Below are 23857 nucleotides of genomic sequence, written 5' to 3'. Positions count from 1 at the left end.
GGAGCGCACGATGACCGATCTTGTCCGCATCGAACGCGATCAGGACGTGGCGCGTGTCACGCTGAATCGTCCCGAACTGAACAATGCGCTCAATCGCGCGCTGATTGAAGAACTGCGCGGTGCGTTTGAAAGCATTGCTGGGGATCGCGCCGTGGCGACCATGGTGCTCGCGGGCGAAGGCAAGAGCCTCTGCGCCGGTGCCGACATCAACGCGATGCGTGAAGCGGGCACTTATACACGCGAGGAGAATATCGCGGACGCCATGCCGCTGGTGCGGATGCTGTCTGCGCTCGACCGGATGCCGCAGACCACCATCGGCCGTGTCCACGGGCCGATCTATGGCGGCGGAGTCGGTGTTGTGTCCGCGTGCGATATTGCCATCGGTACATCCGGCGCAACATTCTGCCTCTCCGAGGTCCGCCTCGGCATCGTGCCGGGCATGATCAGCCCCTACGTTCTGCGTGCCATCGGCGAGCGCACCGCGCGGCGTTATTTCCAGACCGCGGAAGTGTTCGACGCCAATGAGGCCATGCGCATCGGCCTGTTGCATGAAGTCGTCGAACCGGACGCGCTGGATGAGCGGATCGGCAAGCTGCTCAAGCAGTTGAAGTCCGCCGCACCCGGAGCGCGCGCCATCGCCAAGAAACTCGCAGGCGACATCGCAGGCCGCGCCATCGACGAGGCGTTGATGAATGAGACCGCGCAATTGATCGCCGACGTGCGGGCGAAGCCCGAGGCGCGCGAGGGTCTCTCGGCATTTCTTGAAAAGCGCAAGGCATCGTGGAGTTGATTGGATGAACGCAAAAGCTGCCGCCGCGCTTTACCGCCGCTTCAATACATTGCTGATCGCCAATCGAGGCGAGATCGCCTGCCGCGTGATCCGCACCGCGCGGGCCATGGGCCTACGCACTGTTGCCGTCTATTCGGAAGCGGACGCCGATGCCGTGCATGTCGCCATGGCCGACGACGCCGTTTTGCTTGGCCCGGCGCGCGCGCGCGACAGCTACCTCAATGTTGACCGCATCATCGAGGCTGCGAAGAAGACCGGCGCCGAGGCGGTCCATCCGGGCTACGGATTTCTGTCCGAGAACGCGGACTTCGCGCGCCGTTGTGCCGCTGAAGGCATCGTGTTTGTCGGCCCGACCGGCGAAATGATGGAAGCCATGGGCTCCAAGTCCGGCTCCAAGGCGCTGATGGAAAAGGCCGGCGTGCCGCTGGTGCCCGGCTATCACGGCGAGGCGCAGGACGAGAAGACGCTGGCCGATGCGGCGGCGAAGATCGGCTATCCGGTGCTGGCCAAGGCTTCCGCCGGCGGCGGCGGGCGCGGCATGCGCATCGTTCGCAGCGCCGAGGAATTGGGGCCGGCGATTGTCAGCGCCAAGCGCGAAGCGCTCGCCGCCTTCGGCGACGACCGGATGCTGATCGAGAAGTTCGTCCTCAATCCGCGCCATATCGAAGTGCAGATTATCGGCGACAGCCACGGCAACCTGATCTCGCTGTTCGAGCGCGAATGCACCCTTCAGCGTCGTCACCAGAAGGTGATCGAGGAAGCGCCGTCGCCGACGCTGAATGCTGCGCAACGTGACGCGGTGTGCGAAGCGGCGCGCAAGGCGGCGGGCGCGGTGAACTATGTCGGCGCCGGCACCATCGAATTCGTGTCCGACGGCAAGGAGACGTTCTTCATCGAAATGAACACGCGCCTTCAGGTCGAGCATCCGGTGACCGAACTCATCACCGGTGTCGATCTGGTCGAGTTGCAGTTGCGCGTGGCGTTCGGCGAAAAGCTGCCGCTGACGCAGGACCAGGTGACACTCAACGGCCATGCCATCGAGGCGCGCGTCTACGCGGAGAACCCGAACAAGAATTTCATGCCGTCCGTGGGCCGCATCCGCACATGGCGGACACCGGACGAAGTGGACGGCCTGCGCATCGATGCGGGTTATGCCGAAGGCAAGACGGTATCTCCGAACTATGACGCGATGCTCGCCAAGGTCATTGCCTGGGCGCCGACCCGCGATCTGGCGATCTCGCGTCTCAATCGCGGCCTGCAGGAAACCGACGTCCGCGGCATTGTCACCAACATTCCGTTCCTGTCGGCGCTGATCACCCATCCCGATGTGCGCGCCAACGCCATCGACACCAGCTTCATCGAGCGGGAACTGGCGAAGCTGACGCCTGCGGAAGGCGAACTCTCAGATCTGGAACTTGCAGCCGCCGTTGCATCCATTTTGCAAGACGAAGCCGCTGCCGCCGCGAGCGACGCGACCTCTCCATGGCGGGCATCGGCAGGCTGGGCCGCTGTCGGTGCGCGCCATCGCCGCTTCCTGTTCCGGCAGGCGGATGGCTCTGAGCGCAAGGCGTCGCTGCGATACGGGCGGGGACCTTCGACACTTGCGGTCGACGGGCGCATTCTCGGGTTTGCCAGTTCGGACTCGCCGCGCGGCGGCATCGACCTTGTGCTCGATGGCGTGAAGCATCATGTGATCGGCCTGCTTGACGGCCATGAAGTCTATGTCCGCACCCGCAATGGCCGGTTTGAAGTTCACTGGATCGACCCGTTCGGCACCGAGGACGAAGAGCAGTCGGGCGCCGATCGCGTGGTCGCGCCGCTGCCGGGTACCGTCGTCGCGCTGCTGGTCGAGGAGGGCGCTTCCGTCGAGAAGGGCGCTGCGATCCTGACGCTGGAAGTCATGAAGATGGAACAGACCCTGCGCGCGCCGTTCGCGGGCACCGTGAAAGCGCTCAAGTGCAAGGTCGGCGATATCGTCGCGGAAGGCGTCGAACTCGCCGAGATCGAGCCGAAAGCATAGGCCATGGGCGATCAGGTCCGGATTGTCGAAGTCGGCCCGCGCGACGGGCTGCAGAACGAAAAGACCCCGGTGAGTGCCGAGGCGCGGATCGCGTTCGTCGAGAATCTGGTGAAGGCCGGTCTCGGCATCATCGAGGTCGGCAGCTTCGTGTCACCGAAGGCCATTCCGCAGATGGCGAATTCCGATCAGGTGCTGCGCGCCGTCGATCATCATCCCGGCCATGAATTTCATGTCCTCGTGCCAAACGAGAAAGGTTATGAGGCCGCGAAGGCGGCGGGTGCGAAAGTCGTCGCCGTGTTCGCATCGGCCTCCGAGGGTTTCTCCAAAGCCAATATCAACTGCACGGTTGCCGAATCCATTCAACGCTTCGTGCCGGTGCTGGAGCGTGCCAAAGCCGACGGCATCAAGGTGCGCGGCTATGTGTCCTGCGTGCTCGGCTGTCCGTACGATGGCGAGGTGAAGCCTTCCGCCGTGGTGGATGTCACGAAGAAGCTCTGGGATCTCGGCTGTTACGAGGTCTCGCTTGGCGACACCATCGGCGTCGGGACGCCCGCGAAGGCGCGGGCGCTGTTGCGCGCGACCGCAAGCGAAGTCCCGATGACGAATCTCGGCATGCATTTCCACGACACCTATGGTCAGGCGCTGGCCAACCTCTATGCCGGACTGGAAGAGGGCGCGCGGGTGATCGATTCCGCCGCCGGCGGCCTTGGCGGCTGTCCCTATGCGCCGGGTGCGACCGGCAATGTCGCCACCGAAGACGTGGTCTACATGCTGGAGGGCATGGGCGTGAAAACCGGCGTTGACATGATGCAGCTTCTTGCCGCCACCAACGGCATCGCGGACGTGCTGGGCAAGAAGCCCGTCAGCCGCGTCGCATCAGCGCTGAACGCCAAGGCGCGCTAATCTAGGCGTTAAAATCTCTTTTTCGTGATCGGGGAAGAAGTATTGCGCTGCAATAGCCTGTCGGCGCGGAAAAAAATCGATCCTCCGGCGTAACGAACGCGCGTTCGTCCCGAACATCCTCAAAGCGGCATCCGCCGCGTCATAACCGAATTCAGAGGATGATTCTCATGGCTCGCACTTCCCGCATCGCGCTCGGCGCCACCGCCGCAATCGTTTCGCTCGGTCTGGCCTTCGCGCCGGCTGCCTTCGCGCAGGACAAGATGTCCAAGGACGGCATGAAGAAAGAAGACACCATGTCGAAGGACGGCATGAAGAAAGATGCCATGGGCCACGATGGCATGAAGAAGGACGGAATGAAGAAGGACGACGGCATGAAGAAGGACGGGATGAAGAAGTAAGCCTCATTCATCCGGTCTTCCTGCAGGCTCGCTCCATCGGAGCGGGCCTGCGGTACCCGTTGTTACGTGCTTACTTCTTCGCTTTGCGGGCCGCATAGCGCGCATCGCGCGCGGCTTTCTGCTTGGCCTTGAGATCGGCTTCCGCAGCCTGCTTTTCAGCCTGAATGCGCAGGGCTTCGGCTGCGGCCTGTGCTGCGAGTTCAGCCTCGCGGGCGCGCTCTTCGGCCTTCGCGGTCTCACGCAGCTTCTGCGCTTCCGCGCGGGCGGCGGCTTGCGCCTGACGTTCAGCCGCGCGCTTCAAAACCGCCGGATCGTCCGGACCCGGCTGCGCCTTGAATTTTTCAGCAATGCTTTTCCTCGCGTTTCGCGCGGCAGCAGCCCGGTCCGCGAAGCCTGGTTCCTTGAAACCCATACGGTCGTCGTCTCTCTGTTGAAGGTGGTGGTGCGGCTTGTATCAGATTTGGCGCGTCTGTCAGCGGATACCTGTTGAAGACTTGCATTTTCGCGAAGCAGCGCATCGGGCCGTCGGATGAACGCGGCGATCTACCGCCCGCCGGCGAGACAGATTTGCCGTGCGGCTAGCGAAAACGCAGTATTTTTCAATCCTTTGCGGGCGCGCCTCGGGTCGAAACCCATCAACAATGAAGCTGCATCCCAAGGGATCGTTGCCCGTCCGCCTGCGGGCCTTGCGTCAAATCCACACCGTAAACGGCCCGGGTCGGCCTCAGGAGGTTCCGGCTTATTTCCCCGGCAACTGATCCGGCACCACGTCGACGGGCTCATCAAGCTGTCAAAAGCGCTCTTTTGCTCTTTCCTTGTACCACTTCGCGAATTCGGGGTTCGCGTCGATGATTGCCTGAATACCCTCGTGCGGGATCTGTCCGGTGAGGATCATGGCCTCGTATAGTTCGAACTGCTCCCGGGGAATCGGCGCCACCTTGTACGGTCTTGGGGACGTTACCGACGCGGCGATCATCGCGTTCAGGACGCGGTAGATGTCGGCCTCCCTCTCAGCAAATAGGCGGCCGACGCGGGCGTAGCTTGCCTCATGAAGTTCGAGTGGTGCTGCCGGAACTCTTTGCGGAAGCTGCGAACTGATTTGTGTGATTAAAGTAGTGAGCGATCGAACGAGATCGTATTCCATTTAACTTCCAGCGCCGTGTTCTGGTGCGCGGCTTTTCCCGTAAAACCTTAATTATGTGACGACGCTGAATAGCGGAGTTCGTTCCGCTTTGGCATTATCATTTGACATTCCATACGGGGTTCCAGCGAACTCCGTTAATTTGGAACGTGCGGCTAGACGAGCTAAACAGCAGGCGGCATTAGAAGCCGTTGTCCGCCGTATAGCCATGTGGTGGCGGGCCGGACGTAGAAATCTTCGCCCGCAGCAAGACCGATGGCTCCGGCTGTACGGATTGAAGACGACAGACAGCGACGGCTGATCGATTCGAAGGTGAAATGCCGCGGTCGTCGCAATTGATCCAGCGCATGCATTAGCCCTGCGCCGAGCATCGAAAGCCTCGCGAGCAGGCTTTATGATCTTGCAGCCCGCACCAGTGCCGTAGCTGCGAGAAGAGCTGCTACTCCGGCTATCCCAGCGCAGATCAATCCCGCGGGTGTTACCCGGGCCATTCCCTTGAGGTTGATGCGCTTCCCAATCTGAACATCAAAGGTAGCGCGCATTTCCTCCGGGTGCGTGATTGGCTCAGAAGTGTCTGCCATCCTTGTTTCTACCCGATTTGCCGCAATTGGACTTCGCCATTGAAGAGATCAGGAGCGTTTTTGGTGTGCGATCGCTCCTGAGGCAATGATGACCGCAATCGTACCAAGACGCCTACTCAAGACAAATACGACGGCATGCAACGCGGATTGCGAGAGAACAAAACACGCAGTGCGTTGTGGAGGTGGCGATCCCGGCAGGATTCGAACCTGCAACCCGCGGAGTAGAAATCCGCTACTCTATCCAGTTGAGCTACGGGACCGTTGGGGCCTCTCATACCATCCCAGGCGTGAAAAAACCGCCCCGGTTTGGCGGAAAGTTGTGAACCTTCCCAAGGGATGTTCCGACAAACCGGCGGGGTGGTGTCAGAGGTCTGGTGTCATTGGCGCTTCCCGACCTAAAGTCCTGATCTCGCCGGGTCAATGGTCCGGTGCATAGTCGCGTTTTGGCATGGCCGCGATTGTCGCAGGGATTATTTTGAACCGCTATCGGTACGACCATGAGTCCGTCACGATTCGCGCATTGTCTATGTTTCAAGGCGACCGTTATTTCAGTGTCGCCGGCAGGGAGTTTTCACCATGATTGGTCTGGTTCGCGCCATTTCGGTTTGCGCCACGCTGGCGTTCGCTCTGGTTTCAGCGCACGCAGCCGACAAGGCGTTCAGGCGGGATGATCTGGCGGACTCCGCCATCCGGCTGGAGGCCCAGATCAAGACCGAGGCAGGGGTCATCAACAAGACCGCCGCCACCCTGAAGTCGGATACCGACGCCGCTTTCAAGCGGGGCGATCTGCGCGGCGTGCTGCAACTCCTCGGGCAGACCGCCGCCGTTGCGCCGGAAGACAGCACCAACTGGCTGCGGCTGGCCAAAACCATTTTCCAGATCCGCCCCTCCGACAATCGCGAGCGGATATTCTTCTACGAGCGCGCCTCCACCGCGGCCTACATCGCCTATCAGCGCGCCGCCAACCCCGGCGAGGAAGCCGACGCCCTCGCGGTGCTGGGAAGCGCGCTCGCCGAGCGCAAGCTGTGGCGTCCGGCGCTCGATGCGCTGCGCCTGTCGCTCGACCAGAAGGAGGTCGCGGAGGTGCGCGGGAGTTACGAGAAGCTGCGCGACGAGAAGGGCTTCCGGCTGCTCGATTACAGCGTGGATTCAGATTCGGCGTCGCCGCGCGCCTGTTTCCAGTTTTCCGAGGAACTGCCCAAGCGGGCCGACTTCAATCCGTTCGTGGCGCTGGCAGGCACCGACAGCCCGGCAATCACCACCGAGGAAAAACAGCTCTGCGTCGAAGGCCTCAAGCATGGCGAGCGCTACACCATCAACCTGCGCGCCGGCATGCCCTCGACCGTGAAGGAAACGCTGCCGAAGTCGGCGGAATTCAACATCTATGTCCGCGACCGCAAGCCGTTCGTTCGGTTCACCGGCCGCGCCTATGTGCTGCCGCGCACCGGCCAGAAGGGCATTCCGCTGGTCAGCGTCAACACGCCGTCGGTGGCGGTAAAGATCTTCCGGGTCGGCGACCGCAATCTGATCAATTCGGTGCTCGGCAGCGATTTCCGGCGCAACCTTTCGACCTATGAACTCTCCGTCCTCGGCGATGAGAAAGGTGTCAAAGTCTGGAGCGGCGAGGTGGCCACCCAGCCGACCCTGAACGCCGATGTGGTCACCGCATTCCCGGTCGATCAGGCGGTCGGCGAGATGCAGCCGGGCGTCTATGTGATGACCGCTGCCACCAAGGGGCCCGGCTCCGGCGATGACGATGATTCCTCTCTCGCGACCCAGTGGTTCATCGTCTCCGATCTCGGCCTGACCGCTTACTCCGGCAATGACGGCGTGCATGTCTTTGTCAACTCGCTGGCGACCACGGCGCCGACAGCGGGCGCTGACGTGCGTCTCGTTGCCCGCAACAACGAAATCCTGGCGACCAAAAAGACCGACGCGGAAGGTCACGTCCTGTTCGAGGCGGGGCTGGCGCGGGGCGAGGGCGGCCTGTCGCCTGCGCTGTTGTCGGTCTCCGGCGACAAGGGCGACTATGCCTTCCTCAGCCTCAAGTCCAACGCCTTTGACCTGACCGACCGCGGCGTCTCCGGACGGACCGTGCCGGCGGGACCCGATGCGTTCGTCTACACCGAGCGCGGTGTCTATCGCTCCGGCGAGACGGTCTATGTCACGGCGCTCTTGCGCGACGGCAAGGGCAATGGCGTCACCGGCACGCCGATGACGCTGGTGGTCGAACGTCCCGACGGCGTCGAATTCCGCCGCTCCGTGGTGCCCGATCAGGGCGCGGGCGGCCGCAGCCTGACCTTGCCGCTCAACTCAGCGGTGCCGACCGGCACCTGGCGGGTCCGCGCCTTCACCGATCCGAAGGCGCCGTCGGTGGGCGAAACCACCTTCATGGTCGAGGATTATGTCGCCGACCGGATCGAATTCACGTTAACTTCCAAGGCCAAGCAGATTACGGCTGAACTTCCTGCAGAACTTGAGGTCGATGGCCGCTTTCTCTATGGCGCGCCTGCTTCGGGTCTCGCGCTTGAGGGCGACCTGCTGATTGCAACGGCGGCCGACCGTCCGGGCTATGCCGGCTACAGGTTCGGCATCGCCGACGACGAAAGCACCAACAACGAACGCACACCGCTGGAAAGCCTCCCCGAGGCCGATGCCAACGGCAAGGCGAAGTTCAGTGTCAGCCTGCCCAAGCCGCCATCATCGCAGCGTCCGCAGGAAGCGCAGGTCTTCGTCCGCATGGTGGAAACCGGCGGCCGCGCGGTCGAGCGCAAGCTGACGATTCCGGTCGCGCCGAGCGACGAGATGATCGGGGTGAAGCCGCTGTTCTCCGACAAGAATGTCGCCGAAGGCGACCCCGCCAGTTTCGATGTGGTCTATGTCGCGCCGGACGGTAAGGCGCTGGCGCGCAGCGGCCTGCGTTACGAACTGCTCAAGATGGAGTCGCGCTATCAGTGGTACCGGCAGGGTTCGTCATGGGACTATGAGCCGGTGAAGTCCACCAAGCGCGTGGCGGATGGCGATGTCACCATTGCCGCCGACAAGCCTGCGCGCATTACTTTCTCGCCGCAGCCGGGCCGCTACCGGCTGGATGTGAAGTCTACCGATGTGGATGGCCCGATCACCTCGGTGCAGTTCGATGTCGGCTGGTATTCCGACGGCAGCGCCGACACCCCAGACCTTTTGGAAACATCCATCGACAAGCCGGAATACAAGTCCGGCGACACCATGGTGGTGTCCATCAATGCGCGCACGGCCGGCAAGCTCACCGTCAATGTGCTGGGCGACCGTCTGCTGACCACGCAGTCCGCCGACGTCAAGGCAGGCCAGAACAAGATCAACATCGCCGTCGGCAAGGATTGGGGCACCGGCGCTTATGTTGTCGCCACGCTGCGCCGTCCGCTCGATGCCGCTGCCCAGCGCATGCCGGGCCGCGCCATTGGCCTGAAATGGTTCGGCATCGACAAGGCCGAGCGCACACTCAAGGTCTCGCTGACGCCGCCCGCGCTGGTGCGCCCGGGCACGGCGCTCAAGCTCCCGGTCAAGATCGAGGGTCTCAGCCGCGGTGAAGACGCCAAGATCGTGGTCGCCGCTGTCGATGTCGGCATTCTCAACCTCACCAATTACAAGCCGCCTGCGCCGGACGACTACTATCTCGGCCAGCGCCGCATGACGTCCGAGATCCGTGACCTCTATGGGCAACTGATCGACGGCATGCAGGGCACCCGCGGCCAGATCCGCACCGGTGGTGACGGCGCAGGCGCTGAACTTCAAGGCAGCCCTCCGACCCAGAAGCCGCTTGCGCTGTATTCCGGCATCGTCACGGTCGGCGCCGATGGCACCGCGATCGTCTCGTTCGACATTCCGGAATTCGCCGGCACCGCGCGCGTCATGGCGGTGGCATGGACGGCGACCAAGGTCGGCCGCGCCAACACCGACGTGACCGTGCGCGATCCCGTGGTGCTGACCGCGACGCTGCCGCGCTTCCTGCTGAGTGGCGACCGCGGCACCATGAATCTCGATCTCGACAATGTCGAGGGCGCCGCGGGTGACTACGTTATCAGCGTCAAGCCATCGGGTCCGGTGAAGATCACCGGTAATCCGGCGACCACGATGCGGCTGGCGGCGAAACAGCGCAGCACCGTGGCGCTGGCCATTGACGCGGCGAACGGGGCGGGCGCTGCGGCGCTCGACGTGAACATTGCGGGGCCGGACGGGCTGACGCTCGCGCGGCACTATGACCTCAACGTCAAACCGGCGACGCAGATCCTCGCGCGTCGCTCTGTTCGCACGCTGGCGAAGGGCGAGAGCCTGACACTGACATCGGACATGTTCTCCGATCTCGTGCAGGGCACCGGCGGGGTTCAATTGTCGGTCGGCCTGTCCACTGCGCTCGATGCGGCCACGATCCTCAAAGCGCTGGATCGGTATCCGTTCGGCTGCTCCGAGCAGATCACCAGCCGCGCGATGCCGCTGCTTTATGTCAACGATCTTGCGGCGGAGAACCATCTGGCGCTCGATGCGGGTGTCGATCAGCGCATCAAGGACGCGATTGATCGCCTTCTGGCGCGGCAGGGCTCGAACGGCTCATTCGGCCTGTGGTCGGCGGGCGGCGACGATGCCTGGCTTGATGCCTATGTCACCGACTTCCTGACACGGGCGCGCGAAAAGGGCTTCGCCGTGCCGGACGTCTTGTTCAAGACGGCACTGGATCGTATCCGCAACTCGGTGGTCAATGCCGAGGAACCGGAGAAGGACGGCGGCCGCGATCTCGCCTATGGCCTCTATGTGCTGGCGAAGAACGGCACCGCGCCGATCGGCGACCTGCGTTATCTCGCTGACACCAAGCTGAACAACATCGCAACCCCCATCGCCAAGGCACAGCTCGCTGCGGCGCTGGCGCTGGTCGGTGACCGGGCACGCGCCGAGCGTGTCTATGCGGCGGCGGTGAACAGCCTCGCGCCAAAGCCCGCGCTTGAGTTCGGCCGGATGGATTATGGTTCGTCGCTGCGCGATGCGGCGGCTTTGGTCTCGTTGTCGAGCGAAGGCAACGCGCCGAAGGCGACCATCAGCCTCGCGGTCGAGCGGGTTGAGGCCGCGCGCGGTCTGACGCCGTACACCTCGACGCAGGAAAATGCGTGGCTGGTTCTGGCCTCGCGGGCGCTGGCGAAGGAAGCCAACAGCCTCGCCATCACCGTCAACGGCGAAGCGGCGAAGCGCGCGGTGTACCGCAATTATCGCAGCACCGACGTTGCGGCAAAGCCGATCACCATCACCAACACCGGCGATGCGCCGGTGCAGGCGGTGGTCTCCGTGACTGGCGCACCGATCACGCCGGAACCCGCCGCCTCGAACGGCTTCAAGATCGAGCGTAATTTCTTCACGCTCGACGGCAAGCCCGCCGATGTCAGCAAGGCCAAACAGAACGACCGCTTTGCTGTTGTGCTCAAGGTCACAGAGGCCAAGCCGGAATTCGGCCGCATCATGGTGGTCGATTATCTCCCGGCTGGCCTCGAGATCGACAATCCGAAGCTGGTGTCGTCCGGCGATAGCGGAACGCTCGACTGGATCGAGGACGGCGAGGAGCCGGAACATACCGAGTTCCGCGACGACCGCTTCAGCGCGGCCATCGAACGCGAAGCGAAGGACGAGGCGGTGTTCACGGTCGCATACATCGTGCGCGCGGTCTCGCCCGGCAAGTACGTGCTGCCGCAGGCCTATGTCGAGGACATGTACAATCCCTCGCGCTATGGCCGCACCGGCACCGGAACCGTCGAGGTGACGAAGGCGAAATGAGCGAAGAGTTCAAAACGCGAAACTCTCCATCGTCATCCCCGGGCTTGTCCCGGGGATCCACGACTTCTTTTGATGAGGGACCAAAAGACGTGGATGGCCGGGACAAGCCCGGGGATGACGGTGTCAAAAGCAACCGCCGATTTCTGAGATGGTTTGCAGTCGCTGCTGGAAGTTTGATCGCTTCATCCGCAATCGCCGCCGCCATCTGGATCGCCTCCCTCCCGCCGTTGCCTTTCGCCGACGCGCGGAAAGTCTCCACCACCATTCTCGACCGCAACGGCAAGCTGCTGCGTGCCTTCGCCATGGCGGACGGGCGCTGGCGGTTGCCCGCGCATGCAAAGGATGTCGACCCCGGTTACCTCAACCTGCTGCTGAATTACGAGGACCGGCGTTTCCGCTCGCATATCGGTGTCGATCCGCTGGCCATCGGCCGCGCCGCGTTTCAGCTTGTGACGCGCGGGCACATCGTCTCGGGCGGCTCCACCATCACCATGCAGGTGGCGCGGCTGATGGAGCCGCGTCAGGAGCGCTCGGTCTATGCCAAGCTGCGCCAAATGGTGCGCGCGGTTCAGCTTGAGCGCAAACTCAGCAAGGACGAAATCCTCGATCTTTATCTGACGCTGGCGCCGTTCGGCGGAAACCTCGAAGGCGTGCGCGCGGCCTCGTTCGCTTACTTTGGCAAGGAGCCGAAGCGGCTGTCTCTCGCGGAATCCGCGCTGCTGGTGGCGTTGCCGCAATCGCCGGAAACCCGGCGGCTCGACCGCCATCCCGAGGCGGCGCGTGCCGCCCGCGATCATGTCCTGTCGCTGATGGTCGCAGCCGGGCGCGTATCCGCCGACGATGCGGCTCAGGCCAAGCGCGAAGCCGTGCCGCGCCTGCGCAAGCCGATGCCGTTGCTTGCCCCGCATTCAACCGATCAGTCGCTTGTGACCATGAAGGACGCGCCTGTCATCCGGTTGACGCTGGACTCCACCATCCAGGCGGCGCTGGAACATCTCGCGCGCGACCGCGCGCTGGCGCAGGGGCCCGATGTCTCCATTGGAATCCTCGCGGTCGATAACGAGACCGGCGATGTAATCGCGCATGTCGGCTCGTCGGATTACTTCGACGTGAAGCGCGCGGGGCAGGTGGACATGACGCGCGCGGTGCGCTCGCCCGGCTCGACACTCAAGCCATTCATCTACGGCCTCGCGTTCGAGGATGGCTTCGTTCATCCCGAAAGCCTGATCGAGGATCGGCCGGTCCGCTACGGCGTCTACGCGCCGGAAAATTTCGACATGACGTTCCAGGGCACGGTGACGGTACGCAAGGCGCTCCAGATGTCGCTGAACGTGCCGGCCATCGCGCTGCTCGACCGCATCGGCTCGAACCGGCTGACCGCGCGGATCAAGCAGGCCGGCGCGAACCTGATCCTGCCGAAAGATGAGACGCCCGGTCTCGCCATGGGCCTCGGCGGTGTCGGTATCACTCTGAATGACCTTGTCCGCCTCTATGCAGGTTTGGCGCGCTCCGGCGACACGGTCGCCTTGCGGGAAATCGTCCGCCCGGATGACGGACAGGAGCCGGAAGCGCGGCGGCTGCTCGATCCATCGGCCGCATGGCTGGTCGGCAATGTCCTGATGGGAACGCCGCCGCCGGACAATGCGCCGCGCAACCGTCTCGCGTTCAAGACCGGGACCAGCTACGGCTACCGCGACGCCTGGTCGATCGGCTTCGATGGCCGGATGACCATCGGGGTCTGGGTCGGCCGCCCGGACGGCGCCCCGGTTCCCGGACTGGTTGGCCGTTCGGCCGCCGCACCGATCCTGTTCGACGCCTTCGCGCGCACCGGCAAGCTGCCGCAGGGCCTCGCCAAGGCCCCCAAGGGAACGCTGATCGCCAGCAATGCCAGGTTGCCGCTGCCGCTGCGCCGCTTCCGGGCCTCGGGTGAATTCGTCCGGACCGGCAGCGAGCAGGCGCTGCGCATCCAGTTTCCGCTCGATGGCTCACGGATCGACGCCTATGGCGGCGGTCAGGCGAACATTTCGCCCATGCCGGTGAAGGTGGCGGGCGGGGTCTTGCCCCTGACCATGATGGTTAACGGCGTCGCCATCGGCAATATCGACAGCCGCCGTCAGAAACTGGTCGATCCGCCGGGTCCGGGCTTCGCCCGGCTGACGGTGATGGATGCGACTGGCGCGGCGGACACAGTTGTCGTGAGAATTCAGTAGAGCCGGTCCAAGCTGTTGTCCGGCGGGTGGTTTCCGCGTATGCGGAACCGATGGCTGAGAGCTACCCGAGACCCCGATTTGGCGCGCCGCGCGAGCCCGTGGAACAGAAAAATCCCGGGAGCGGCCTCGTGCGCGTCATTGATTTCGCGGTCGGCAGCCACACCCGCGCGGTTCTGCTGCTGATCGTGGCCGGCCTGCTGTTCTTCCTGCCCGGCTTTTTCAACATTCCCCCGGTCGACCGCGACGAGGCCCGCTTCGCGCAGGCCACCAAGCAGATGGTCGAGAACGGCGATTTCGTCGATATCCGTTTCCAGGATGAAGTCCGCTACAAGAAGCCGGTCGGCATCTACTGGGCGCAGGCGGCTGTCGTGGAAACGGCATCGAAGCTCGGCCTGCCGCGCGCGCAGGTGCGCATCTGGCTCTACCGCGTGCCGTCGCTGATCGGCGCGATCGGCGCGGTCCTTCTGACATACTGGACGGCACTGGCGTTCGTCACGCGGCGCGGCGCGTTGCTCGCGGGTCTATTGATGTGCAGTTCCATCCTGCTCGGGGTCGAGGCGCGGCTTGCCAAGACCGACGCCATGCTGCTGCTGACCACAACAGCCGTCATGGGTGCGATGGCGCGCGCCTATCTGTCGTGGCAGCGCGGCGACGACAATCCGCATCCGTCGTGGAAACTGGCCTTCATCTTCTGGACGGCGATGGCGGGCGGCATCCTGCTCAAGGGACCGCTGATCCTGATGTTCGTCGCGCTCACGGTGGTGACGCTGGCGATCCTCGATCGCTCGGCGGCTTGGCTGTGGCGTCTGCGTCCGGTCTGGGGGCTGATGTGGACGCTGGTGCTGGTGCTGCCGTGGTTCATCCTGATCTTCCTCAAGGCAGGCGACACCTTCTTCGCGGATTCGCTGGGCAGCGACATGCTGAACAAGGTCGCCAGCGCGCAGGAATCGCATGGCGCGCCGCCCGGACTCTATCTGCTGCTGTTCTGGGTGACATTCTGGCCGGGGGCGACGCTGGCAGGTCTCGCGGTGCCTGCGGTCTGGCGCGCGCGCCGCGAGCCCGGCGCACAATTCCTGCTCGCATGGCTGCTGCCGGCGTGGATCATCTTTGAAATCGTCATCACCAAGCTGCCGCACTACGTGCTGCCGCTTTATCCGGCCATTGCGATCCTGATCATCGGCGCGCTCGAGCGCAAGGTTCTGGCGCAGGGCGCGTGGATCGTCCGCGGCACGGCGTGGTGGTTCGTGTTGCCGCTGATCATCGCGGTGGCTTCGATCATCGGCGCGATTTCGCTGCTCCGGCAGCCGGAATTCCTCGCCTGGCCGTTCGGCGCGGGCGCGCTGATCTTCGGGCTGTTCGCATGGTGGATGTATGACGACTATCGCGCCGAACGCTCGCTGCTGAATGGGATCGGCGCGTCGTGGTTTCTCGCGGTCTGCATCTACGGCGTTGTGGTGCCCTCGCTCACGCCGGTGTTTCCGAGCGTGCAGGTGGCGCGCGCCTTGCGCAGCGTCCAGTGCGTCGGACCCGCGGCGGCGGCGGCAGGTTTCCATGAACCGAGCCTTGTGTTCATGGTCGGCACCCAGACCATCCTGACCAACGGATCGGGCGCAGCCGACTTCCTGCTGCAGGGAAGCTGTCGCTTCGCACTGGTGGAATGGCGCGAGGAGCGCGCCTTCGCGCAGCGTGCCGAAACCATCGGCCTGCGCTACGACGTGGCCACCCGCATCGACGGTTACAACATCTCGACCGGTAAGGCGATTTCCATCGCGATCTTCCGCTCCGAAGGAACCGAATAGGATGGCGGCCGGAATCAGCGGCGGCCAGTCCTCCGGTTATGTCGTGCGACTCGGGTCCGTTGCATGGCAGTCGCTGGCGCAGCTTGTGCGCACACCGTCGCATTCCCGCCGTGCCGAAGCGCGCCGCGCGCTGGCCCGGCGCTGGCTCGGCCTCGCGGTTCTGACCGCGCTCGCTATCGGACTTCTGATGTTTGCTGTGGACGTCACGGCGATCAAGCTGATGCCGGCGCGGGGAACGGCGAGCCTCTGGCCGCTGCGGATTTTCACCGACTTTGGGAAATCGACCTATGTGCTGTGGGCGCTGGCAGCGGCGTTGCTTGTCATCCTGTTGCTGATACCCCGGCTGACCGCACACGCCCGGCAGGTTCTGATCGCGTTCGGCGTCCGCGTTCAGTACATCTTTCTCTCGGTCGCCGTCGCCGTGATCGGCAGCGAAATCCTCAAATACGTCATCGGGCGGAGCAGGCCGTTTGTCGGCGGCGAAGCCAATGCCTTCAACTTCCAGCACTTCGCGGGCAATCCGGCTTTTGAGAGCCTGCCGTCAGGCCACGCGACCACCGCATTCGCGCTGGCCTTTGCGGTCTCTGCTGTCTGGCGCAAGGTGACGCTGGTCATGCTGGTTTACGCCGTGCTGATCTGTGTCAGCCGCGTCATTCTGCTCGCGCATCATCCGAGCGACGTGGTTGGTGGCGCGCTGACCGGGGTGATCGGGGCGATGTTCGTCCGGTACTGGTTCGCGGCCCGGCGTTTGGGCTTCACCATCGACCGGGACGGGGGCATTGAGCCACTTGCAGGGCCGTCTTTTGCCTCCCTGAAAAGGGTTGCCCGCGAGGCTCTGGCACCATAAGAAGCGGTCGCCCGGTGCGGCAATTCGACCGATTTTACGGGCATTCGGACCCCAATATGAGCGATCCATCAGCAACATCCGGCCTGCCGGCCCCCGACGTTTCGATTGTGGTTCCCGTCCGCAACGAACAGGACAACGTCGCGCCGCTGATCGCCGAGATCGCGGCGGCGCTGGATGGCCGCTGGCCGTATGAGATCATCTACGTCAACGATGGCTCGACAGATGCGACCGGAGAGCGGCTTGCCGCCGAGATGCAGACACGCGGCAACCTGCGCCAGATTCGCCACGCCGCCTCCAGCGGCCAGTCGGCAGCGGTGCGGACCGGCGTGCGCGCGGCCCGTGGAAAAATCGTCGCGACCCTCGATGGTGACGGACAGAACAACCCGGCGTTTCTGGTGAACCTGATCGAAGCCATCGAAAAGGGCGGCGAGAAGGTCGGTCTCGCGGCCGGCCAGCGCGTCGGACGCAAGGATACCGGCTTCAAGCGGTTTCAGTCACGCGCCGCCAACGGCGTGCGCAATGCCATCCTGCACGATGGCACGCGCGATACCGGTTGTGGGCTGAAAGCATTCCGCCGCGATGTCTTCCTTGCCCTGCCATATTTCGATGGTCTGCATCGCTTCCTGCCGGCGCTGGTGCGGCGCGAGGGTTACGACATCGCCTATGTCGATGTGATCGACCGTCCGCGCCATTCCGGCGTGTCGAATTACGGCTTCTTCGACCGGCTCTGGATCGGAATCATGGATCTTGCGGGCGTGTGGTGGCTGATCCGCCGCAAGAAATCCACGCCGGTCGCAACGGAGGTGAACTGATGCTGATTCAGTTCGGTCAGCAACTCGGCGACTATCTTTACGACGTCTTCGTCGCGAAGTTCGACTTCTGGCTGGCGTTCGGTCTTGTCGCGCAACTGCTGTTCACGGCGCGCTTCCTCGTGCAGTGGATTTCGAGCGAGCGCGCCGGACAGAGCGTGGTGCCGATGGCCTTCTGGTTCTTCTCGATGGGCGGCGGCTTTATGACCCTGATCTACGGCATCGCCAAGCGCGAGCCGGTGATCATTCTCGGGCAGGGGCTGGCGACGCTGATCTACATCCGCAACATCATGCTGATCGTAAAAAACCGCGGTTCCGGCTCGAAGGTCGAGAAGAACTGAGGCATCACCTCGTCATTGCGAGGCGCGTAAACGACGAAGCAATCCATTCTCGCATGTAGCTGTGGATTGCTTGGCTTCGCTCGCAATGACGAAAGATGAGATTACCCCACCGCCTTCAGCGCCGCGAAGCCCCGCTCAAGATCGGCTTTCAGATCATCGAGATTTTCCAGCCCGATGTGGAATCGCAGCGTCGGCCCGCCCGGATTCCATGCCGTCGCCGTCCGGTACGATGAGCAGTCGAACGGAATGACGAGGCTTTCAAAGCCGCCCCACGAATAGCCCAGGCCGAACAGGGTCACAGTGTCGAGAAACGCATCGACGGCCTTTTTCGATGCGGGCTTGAGCACGATGCTGAACAGGCCACTCGCGCCGGTAAAATCGCGCTTCCAGATCGCGTGTCCCGGATCGTTCTCCAGCGCCGGATGAATCACGCGCAGCACTTCCGGACGCTCCGCGAACCAGCGTGCCATCTCGAGGCCGGATTTTTGATGATGGGCGAGGCGCACCGCCAGCGTGCGCAGGCCGCGCAAGGCAAGAAACACGTCGTCCGGTCCGGCGCAGACGCCGAGCAGGCGGATCGCCTCTGTCATCAGCGGCCATGTCGCGGCATTGGCGGAGATGGTCCCGAACATGATGTCGGAATGTCCGCCGATATATTTCGTTCCGGCCTGGATGCTGATGTCGACACCCTGATCCAGCGAGCGATGGAAAAGCGGCGTGGCCCAGGTGTTGTCATCGAGCACGATCGCGCCCTTGGCATGCGCCACCGCTGCGATGGCCGGAATGTCAGGCATCTCGAACGATTGCGATCCCGGCGCTTCCACAAGCACCGCGCGGGTGTTCGGCCTGAACAGCTTTTCGATTCCGGCGCCGATCATCGGATCGAAATAGGTGGTCTCGACGCCATAGCGCTTGAGCAGCGAGTCGCAGAAGTTGCGCGTCGGGCGATACACGCTGTCGATGACGAGGACGTGATCGCCGGCCTTGAGAATCGCCAGCAAGGCTGTGGAAATCGCGCCGACTCCGGACGGCGCCAGTCCCACCCCGGCACAGTTCGGGCCTTCGAGCGCCATCAGGGCCTGCTGTAGCGCCTTCGTGGTCGGGGTGCCATGCCTGCCATACTGAAACTCGCCGCGATGGGCGTGGAGGTCTTCGGCGGTGGGATACAGCACCGTCGAGCCGCGCACGATGGGGGGATTGATAAAGCCCTTTTGCGCGACCGTATCTCGGCCGGCGGTGACCAGTTCGGTCTGCGGATCGAGCGGGGTGGAAGGCCGATTGTCGTTTCGGGACATGTGATGGTCACTTTGGAAGACATCTTGCCGCAGCGTTGTCCGAAATGATCGAAGCGCGGCTCGCGAATGGTATGCTCAGTAAGCTGACCGCGATGGCGGACGTCAACCCCTTGACCCGTGGCGCTCGGCGTTCTGTTATGCAGACCAGATATTTAGCTGGGATTATCGCGCATCAAAAGGATCGTTTGGCCCGATACGACGTTGTCCGTCGATTGTGCCGAACTGTCGGGAAAGGTCTTTCCATGAAACGGGTCTCGTTTGCTCTTATTTCGACTCTTGCTGCTCTCGCTGTCGCGCCTGCTTTCGGCCAGTCGCAGGAGAAGCCCAAGGATCGCGGAACGCTGCAAGGGGTGAAGGACAGGGGGACCCTGTCATGTGGCGTCAGCCAGGGATTGCCCGGCTTCTCCGCGCCCGACGACAAGGGCAACTGGACCGGGCTTGACGTCGATGTCTGCCGCGCTCTTGCCGCGGTGATTTTCAACGACCCGAGCAAGGTGAAGTTTGTGCCGCTGTCGGCGAAGGACCGCTTCACGGCGCTGCAGTCCGGCGAGATCGACGTGCTGTCGCGCAATTCGACCTGGACGCTGTCGCGCGATACCTCGCTCGGCCTGAACTACACCGGCATCACCTACTATGACGGGCAGGGCTTCATGATCCGCAAGTCACTCAAGGTGAATTCCGCCCTTGAGCTGAACAGTGCGTCGATCTGCGTGCAGACCGGCACCACCAACGAGCAGAACGTCTCGGACTACTTCAAGGGCAACAACATGAAGTATGAGCTGATCGCGTTCGGCACCGCCGACGAAGCGATCAAGGCCTACGAGTCCGGCCGCTGCGACGTATTCACTTCGGACGTCTCGCAGCTTTATGCCGAACGTCTCAAGCTCGCTTCGCCGAACGATCATGCCGTGCTGCCTGAAGTGATCTCCAAGGAGCCGCTCGGCCCGGTGGTGCGTCATGGCGACGACCAGTGGTTCGACATCGTGAAGTGGACGCTGTTCGCGATGATCAACGCCGAGGAGTATGCGATCACCCAGAAGAACGTCGATGAAATGGCGAAATCGTCCAAGCCCGAACTCAAGCGTATCTTCGGCACCGACGGTAATCTCGGCGAGCAGCTCGGCCTGACCAAGGACTGGGTGACGCGGATCATCAAGGCAACCGGCAACTACGGCGAATCGTTCGATCGCAATGTCGGCGCGGGCTCCAAGCTGGGTATCGCGCGCGGACTGAACAAGCTCTGGAATCAGGGCGGGCTGCAATACGCGCCGCCGATCCGCTGACGGCGTTGCCGGCCCCGGCAATGGCAGACCAACCCCGAAAGCCTCCGCTCCAACTGGCTGCACGGCTCCGCCGTGCGCTCGGCGGGCAGGCCGGGTGGGGCGGCGTGATCGTGCAGATCCTTTTCGTCGCTGTCGTCGTATGGATTGGCTACGAGATTGTCGAGAACGCGCGCGCCAACCTGCAGGCGCAGCGGATCGCCTCGGGTTTCGGATTTCTGTCCAACACATCGGGCTTTGCCGTCAGTCAGGCGCTGATCCCGTATTCGGAAACCGACACCTATGCCCGGGTCTTTCTGGTCGGACTGCTGAACACGCTGCTGGTGTCGATCGTCGGCGTCGTTATCGCGACCATTCTCGGCGTGATCGTCGCGCTGGGTCGGCTGTCGCCGAACTGGCTGCTCGCAAGGATCGCAGGCGGCTATGTCGAACTGATCCGCAACCTGCCGCTGCTGTTCCAGATCCTGTTCTGGTATCTCGCCGTGCTGGCGACGCTGCCTAGTCCCCGCCAGAGCATTTCGCTGTTTGGCACGGTGTTCCTCAGCAATCGCGGGCTGATTGTTCCTGACCTCGTTCCGCAGCCGCCGTTCGGTGTCTTCATTGCTGCCATCGTCATCGGCATTGGCGCGTCGCTGCTGATGCGGCTCTATGCGCGGCGGCAACTCTACGCGGTGGGCGAAAAGCTGGCGATCTGGCCATTCGTGCTGGCGATGCTGTTCGGCCTGCCGCTGCTCGCCGTCCTCGCGTTCGGCGCGCCGTTCGCGCTCGACATGCCGCAGTTGAAAGGGTTCAACTTCGCGGGCGGCGCGAAAGTGCTGCCGGAATTTGCGGCGCTGACCATCGCGCTTTCGACCTACACCGCGGCCTTCATTGCTGAAATCGTCCGCGCCGGATTGCAGTCCGTGCCGAAGGGCCAGATGGAGGCGGGCGCATCGCTCGGTCTGTCGCGCGGCGAGACGATGCGGCTGATCGTCATGCCGCAGGCCATGCGCGTGATCCTGCCGCCGCTGACCAACCAGTATCTCAATCTCACCAAGAACTCGTCGCTCGCGGTGGCCATCGGTTACCCCGACCTGTTCTCGGTCTTCGCCGGCACGACACTGAGCCAGACCGGGCAGGCGGTGGAAATCATCGCGCTCACCATGGGCGTGTATCTGCTGATCTCGCTGGTGACGAGCGCGATCATGAGCTTCTACGGCTGGCGTCTGAACCGGAGCCTTGCCGCATGACGGAGCAGGCCGCATTCGTCCGGACGGACATGGTCGAGCAGCGCCGCGCGCCGGTGCGGACCACAGGTATCGTCGGCTTTGCGCGCGAACGGCTGTTCAATTCGCCGCTCAACATCATGATCACCCTGATCGGCGCGGCGCTGCTGTGGCTGATCCTCGTTCCTGTCGTGAAATTTCTTTTCGTCGATGCGGTCTGGCAGGGCAGCGACCGCAACGCATGCCTTGAAGCCAATGTCGGGCGTGTCGTGGGCGCGTGCTGGCCGTTCGTGCAGGCCAAGTTCGACCAGTTCATCTACGGCTTCTATCCGGAGGATCAGCGCTGGCGGGTCAATCTGACCTTCGCGCTCGGTGCGCTGCTGTTGCTGCCGCTGCTGATCCCGCGCGCGCCTGCCAAGACACTGAACTCCGGCCTGTTCTTTTTCGCCTATCCCGTCGTTGGCTTCTTCCTGCTGCGTGGCGGAGGGCTGAAAGGCTTCGCGATTCACTGGCTGGCCGATCTCGGATCGGGCTTTGCCGCCAGCATCGTCGATGCCGGAACGCGACTGGCAAACGCCGGGACGAACATGAACCGGGGCCTTTTCAGCCAGCCCGCCGCATGGATCGGAGAGGCGCTGGCGTGGATCGGCCGCGCGCTCGGCTGGCTGGTGTGGCCGCTCGAATGGCTGCGGGACTATACCGAAAAATTCCATTCCCCGCTGTGGGCCGATCTGGTCCTCACAGCCATCATCGTCTCGCTGATCGCGTTCTTCATCACGGGTGGGTTCCGCAACGGCTGGCGTGCGCTATTCACCAGCATCGCGACCTTTGCCGGTATCGCAGCGGTGATCGCAATCATGGGCCTCGATGGCGGCGGCCTGCCGATTGTGGATACACGCTCATGGGGCGGCCTGCTGGTCACGCTCGTGGTGTCGGTCACCGGCATTGTCGCCTCGATGCCGGTCGGCATGGTCCTGGCGCTCGGGCGGCGCTCGACCATCCCGTTGATCCGCCTGTTCTCGATCGCCTTTATCGAGTTCTGGCGCGGTGTGCCGCTGATTACCGTGCTGTTCTTCGCGACCTACATGTTGCCGCTGTTCCTGCCCGGCAACTTCACGGTGGATGGCCTCGTGCGCGTCCTGATCGGCATTGCGCTGTTCGCGGGCGCCTACAATGCCGAGGTCATCCGCGGCGGTCTGCAGGCGGTTCCGCGCGGGCAGGCGGAAGCCGCCAGCGCGCTCGGTCTCTCGTACTGGAAGACAACCGGCCTGATCGTGATGCCGCAGGCGCTGCGCAATGTCATTCCGGCCCTCGTCAACAGCTTCATCGCGCTGTTCAAGGACACCACGCTGGTGCTGATCGTGGCGATCTTCGATCTGCTCGGACAACTGCGCGCGTCGTTTGCCGATCCGAACTGGGCGACGCCGACCACACTGTTCACCGGCTTTGCCTTCACCGGCATCATCTACTTTGTGTTCTGCTTTGGAATGTCGCGCTATTCGCTGTTCGTGGAGCGGCGGCTGAATGTCCACAAGAATGTCTGAGATGAAAACATGAGCGCAGATTCCATTGTCAGCATCTCGGGCCTCAACAAGTGGTACGGCGACTTCCATGTGCTGCGCGACATTGATCTGAATGTCGGGCGCGGTGAGCGCATTGTGATCTGCGGCCCGTCAGGCTCCGGCAAATCGACGCTGATCCGCTGCATCAACGCGCTGGAGGAATTTCAGGAAGGCCGCATCAACGTCGACGGCATTGAGCTTGGTCCAAACCTGCGCCGCGTCGATGACGTGCGCCGCGAGGTCGGCATGGTGTTCCAGAGCTTCAACCTGTTTCCGCATCTCACAGTGCTGGAAAACTGCACGCTGGCGCCGATCTGGGTGCGCAACATTCCGAAGAAAGACGCCGAAGCCGCCGCGATGAAATATCTCGAGCGGGTGCGGATCCCCGACAAGGCGAACAAGTATCCCGGCCAGATTTCCGGCGGCCAGCAGCAGCGGGTGGCGATTGCGCGCGCGCTGACCATGAACCCGAAGGTGATGCTGTTCGACGAGCCGACCTCGGCGCTCGATCCGGAAATGGTCAAGGAGGTGCTCGACACCATGGTCGATCTCGCCAGGGAAGGCATGACCATGCTGGTGGTGACGCACGAGATGGGCTTTGCCCGTGAGGTCGCCGACCGCGTGGTGTTCATGGACGCGGGACAGATCGTTGAAGCGAACACGCCGGACCGCTTCTTCTCCAATCCGCAGCACGCGCGGACCAAGCTGTTTTTGAGTCAGATTTTGCGGTGACTTAGCTCCATCGTCATTGCGAGCGAAGCGAAGCAATCCACTCTTAGGAAAGCTGGATTGCTTCGTCGCAAGCGCTCCTCGCAATGACAACAAAAGTCTCTCACCGTCATGGCCGGGCTTGACCCGGCCATCCATCTTCTTCGCAAAA

General features: G+C 63.2%; 17 protein-coding genes and 1 tRNA gene. 14 read left to right on the top strand and 4 right to left on the bottom strand.

Going from position 1 to position 23857, the window contains the following annotated elements:
• Positions 1 to 10 precede the first annotated feature (10 nt).
• From HMPREF9696_RS05085 to HMPREF9696_RS05070, 4 genes are all read left to right on the top strand, one after another.
• Positions 11 to 790, top strand: a complete 780-nt coding sequence (locus HMPREF9696_RS05085; RefSeq protein WP_002711886.1) for an enoyl-CoA hydratase/isomerase family protein — start codon at positions 11 to 13, stop codon at positions 788 to 790.
• 4 nt (positions 791 to 794) lie between these two features.
• Positions 795 to 2810: an acetyl/propionyl/methylcrotonyl-CoA carboxylase subunit alpha gene (locus HMPREF9696_RS05080; RefSeq protein ID WP_002711885.1), complete on the top strand. Its 2016-nt coding sequence runs from the start codon at positions 795 to 797 to the stop codon at positions 2808 to 2810.
• A gap of 3 nt (positions 2811 to 2813) precedes the next feature.
• Positions 2814 to 3713: a hydroxymethylglutaryl-CoA lyase gene (locus HMPREF9696_RS05075; protein WP_002711884.1), complete on the top strand. Its 900-nt coding sequence runs from the start codon at positions 2814 to 2816 to the stop codon at positions 3711 to 3713.
• A 167-nt stretch (positions 3714 to 3880) separates the two neighbouring features.
• Positions 3881 to 4111: a pentapeptide MXKDX repeat protein gene (locus HMPREF9696_RS05070; protein WP_002711883.1), complete on the top strand. Its 231-nt coding sequence runs from the start codon at positions 3881 to 3883 to the stop codon at positions 4109 to 4111.
• Between the two features lie 70 nt (positions 4112 to 4181).
• Here HMPREF9696_RS05070 and HMPREF9696_RS05065 read toward each other — a convergent pair whose 3' ends face one another.
• From HMPREF9696_RS05065 to HMPREF9696_RS05055, 3 genes are all read right to left on the bottom strand, one after another.
• Entirely contained in the window at positions 4182 to 4523 is a 342-nt protein-coding gene (locus HMPREF9696_RS05065; protein ID WP_002711882.1) for a DUF6481 family protein, read from the bottom strand.
• A 378-nt stretch (positions 4524 to 4901) separates the two neighbouring features.
• Positions 4902 to 5255 (bottom strand): hypothetical protein, encoded by a 354-nt coding sequence (locus HMPREF9696_RS05060; RefSeq protein WP_002711881.1) that lies wholly within the window; start codon positions 5253 to 5255, stop codon positions 4902 to 4904.
• Positions 5256 to 6016: 761 nt separating this feature from the next.
• Positions 6017 to 6093, bottom strand: a tRNA-Arg gene (locus HMPREF9696_RS05055).
• Between the two features lie 316 nt (positions 6094 to 6409).
• Between HMPREF9696_RS05055 and HMPREF9696_RS05050 the strand changes: the two genes are divergently transcribed.
• The 6 genes from HMPREF9696_RS05050 to HMPREF9696_RS05025 all read left to right on the top strand — a co-directional run bounded on the left by HMPREF9696_RS05050 (position 6410) and on the right by HMPREF9696_RS05025 (position 17635).
• Entirely contained in the window at positions 6410 to 11629 is a 5220-nt protein-coding gene (locus tag HMPREF9696_RS05050; RefSeq protein ID WP_002711880.1) for an alpha-2-macroglobulin family protein, read from the top strand.
• 89 nt (positions 11630 to 11718) lie between these two features.
• The gene (gene pbpC, locus HMPREF9696_RS05045) at positions 11719 to 13839 is read left to right on the top strand and encodes a penicillin-binding protein 1C (protein ID WP_002711879.1); all 2121 of its coding nucleotides are present in this window, start codon (positions 11719 to 11721) and stop codon (positions 13837 to 13839) included.
• Positions 13840 to 13889: 50 nt separating this feature from the next.
• Entirely contained in the window at positions 13890 to 15638 is a 1749-nt protein-coding gene (locus HMPREF9696_RS05040; RefSeq protein WP_040301828.1) for an ArnT family glycosyltransferase, read from the top strand.
• 1 nt (position 15639) lies between these two features.
• Complete coding sequence (locus HMPREF9696_RS05035) at positions 15640 to 16485, top strand: phosphatase PAP2 family protein (protein WP_002711877.1); 846 nt, start codon at positions 15640 to 15642, stop codon at positions 16483 to 16485.
• Between the two features lie 56 nt (positions 16486 to 16541).
• The gene (locus tag HMPREF9696_RS05030) at positions 16542 to 17297 is read left to right on the top strand and encodes a glycosyltransferase family 2 protein (RefSeq protein WP_002711876.1); all 756 of its coding nucleotides are present in this window, start codon (positions 16542 to 16544) and stop codon (positions 17295 to 17297) included.
• A complete protein-coding gene (locus HMPREF9696_RS05025; RefSeq protein ID WP_002711875.1) occupies positions 17297 to 17635 on the top strand; it encodes a lipid-A-disaccharide synthase N-terminal domain-containing protein in 339 nt (112 codons plus the stop codon). The genes HMPREF9696_RS05030 and HMPREF9696_RS05025 overlap by 1 nt, the downstream gene beginning before the upstream one ends.
• A gap of 101 nt (positions 17636 to 17736) precedes the next feature.
• Here HMPREF9696_RS05025 and metC read toward each other — a convergent pair whose 3' ends face one another.
• A complete protein-coding gene (gene metC / locus HMPREF9696_RS05020) occupies positions 17737 to 18930 on the bottom strand; it encodes a cystathionine beta-lyase (protein ID WP_002711874.1) in 1194 nt (397 codons plus the stop codon).
• A 242-nt stretch (positions 18931 to 19172) separates the two neighbouring features.
• Here metC and HMPREF9696_RS05015 point away from each other — a divergent pair, with 242 nt between their 5' ends.
• From HMPREF9696_RS05015 to HMPREF9696_RS05000, 4 genes are read left to right on the top strand one after another with little or no spacing between them, the layout of a single operon-like run.
• Positions 19173 to 20213, top strand: coding sequence for an amino acid ABC transporter substrate-binding protein (locus HMPREF9696_RS05015; RefSeq protein ID WP_002711873.1), 1041 nt, complete (start codon positions 19173 to 19175; stop codon positions 20211 to 20213).
• A gap of 20 nt (positions 20214 to 20233) precedes the next feature.
• On the top strand, positions 20234 to 21439 hold the full coding sequence (locus tag HMPREF9696_RS05010) for an amino acid ABC transporter permease (RefSeq protein ID WP_002711872.1): 1206 nt from the start codon (positions 20234 to 20236) through the stop codon (positions 21437 to 21439).
• Positions 21436 to 22959 carry an amino acid ABC transporter permease gene (locus HMPREF9696_RS05005; protein WP_002711871.1) on the top strand — a complete coding sequence of 508 codons (1524 nt, stop codon included), beginning with the start codon at positions 21436 to 21438 and terminating at the stop codon, positions 22957 to 22959. Before HMPREF9696_RS05010 ends, HMPREF9696_RS05005 begins: the two co-directional genes overlap by 4 nt.
• A 9-nt stretch (positions 22960 to 22968) precedes the next feature.
• Entirely contained in the window at positions 22969 to 23709 is a 741-nt protein-coding gene (locus HMPREF9696_RS05000; RefSeq protein ID WP_002711870.1) for an amino acid ABC transporter ATP-binding protein, read from the top strand.
• The last annotated feature ends 148 nt before the right edge of the window (positions 23710 to 23857 follow it).

It is taken from the genome of Afipia clevelandensis ATCC 49720, from assembly GCF_000336555.1.
GTDB classification, from domain to species: Bacteria; Pseudomonadota; Alphaproteobacteria; order Rhizobiales; family Xanthobacteraceae; genus Afipia; species Afipia clevelandensis.
Note: the sequence above shows the minus strand (reverse complement) of the source record. Positions and strands in the feature narration are given on the sequence as shown.

Coding starts and splice junctions, on each gene's coding strand:
- HMPREF9696_RS05065 (WP_002711882.1), bottom strand. CDS start 4,523: ATGGGTTTCAAGGAACCAGGCTTCGCGGACCGGGCTGCTGCCGCGCGA.
- HMPREF9696_RS05000 (WP_002711870.1), top strand. CDS start 22,969: ATGAGCGCAGATTCCATTGTCAGCATCTCGGGCCTCAACAAGTGGTAC.
- HMPREF9696_RS05085 (WP_002711886.1), top strand. CDS start 11: ATGACCGATCTTGTCCGCATCGAACGCGATCAGGACGTGGCGCGTGTC.
- HMPREF9696_RS05050 (WP_002711880.1), top strand. CDS start 6,410: ATGATTGGTCTGGTTCGCGCCATTTCGGTTTGCGCCACGCTGGCGTTC.
- HMPREF9696_RS05035 (WP_002711877.1), top strand. CDS start 15,640: ATGGCGGCCGGAATCAGCGGCGGCCAGTCCTCCGGTTATGTCGTGCGA.
- HMPREF9696_RS05040 (WP_040301828.1), top strand. CDS start 13,890: ATGGCTGAGAGCTACCCGAGACCCCGATTTGGCGCGCCGCGCGAGCCC.
- HMPREF9696_RS05060 (WP_002711881.1), bottom strand. CDS start 5,255: ATGGAATACGATCTCGTTCGATCGCTCACTACTTTAATCACACAAATC.
- HMPREF9696_RS05025 (WP_002711875.1), top strand. CDS start 17,297: ATGCTGATTCAGTTCGGTCAGCAACTCGGCGACTATCTTTACGACGTC.
- HMPREF9696_RS05075 (WP_002711884.1), top strand. CDS start 2,814: ATGGGCGATCAGGTCCGGATTGTCGAAGTCGGCCCGCGCGACGGGCTG.
- HMPREF9696_RS05030 (WP_002711876.1), top strand. CDS start 16,542: ATGAGCGATCCATCAGCAACATCCGGCCTGCCGGCCCCCGACGTTTCG.
- HMPREF9696_RS05080 (WP_002711885.1), top strand. CDS start 795: ATGAACGCAAAAGCTGCCGCCGCGCTTTACCGCCGCTTCAATACATTG.
- HMPREF9696_RS05070 (WP_002711883.1), top strand. CDS start 3,881: ATGGCTCGCACTTCCCGCATCGCGCTCGGCGCCACCGCCGCAATCGTT.
- HMPREF9696_RS05010 (WP_002711872.1), top strand. CDS start 20,234: ATGGCAGACCAACCCCGAAAGCCTCCGCTCCAACTGGCTGCACGGCTC.
- HMPREF9696_RS05005 (WP_002711871.1), top strand. CDS start 21,436: ATGACGGAGCAGGCCGCATTCGTCCGGACGGACATGGTCGAGCAGCGC.
- metC (WP_002711874.1), bottom strand. CDS start 18,930: ATGTCCCGAAACGACAATCGGCCTTCCACCCCGCTCGATCCGCAGACC.
- HMPREF9696_RS05015 (WP_002711873.1), top strand. CDS start 19,173: ATGAAACGGGTCTCGTTTGCTCTTATTTCGACTCTTGCTGCTCTCGCT.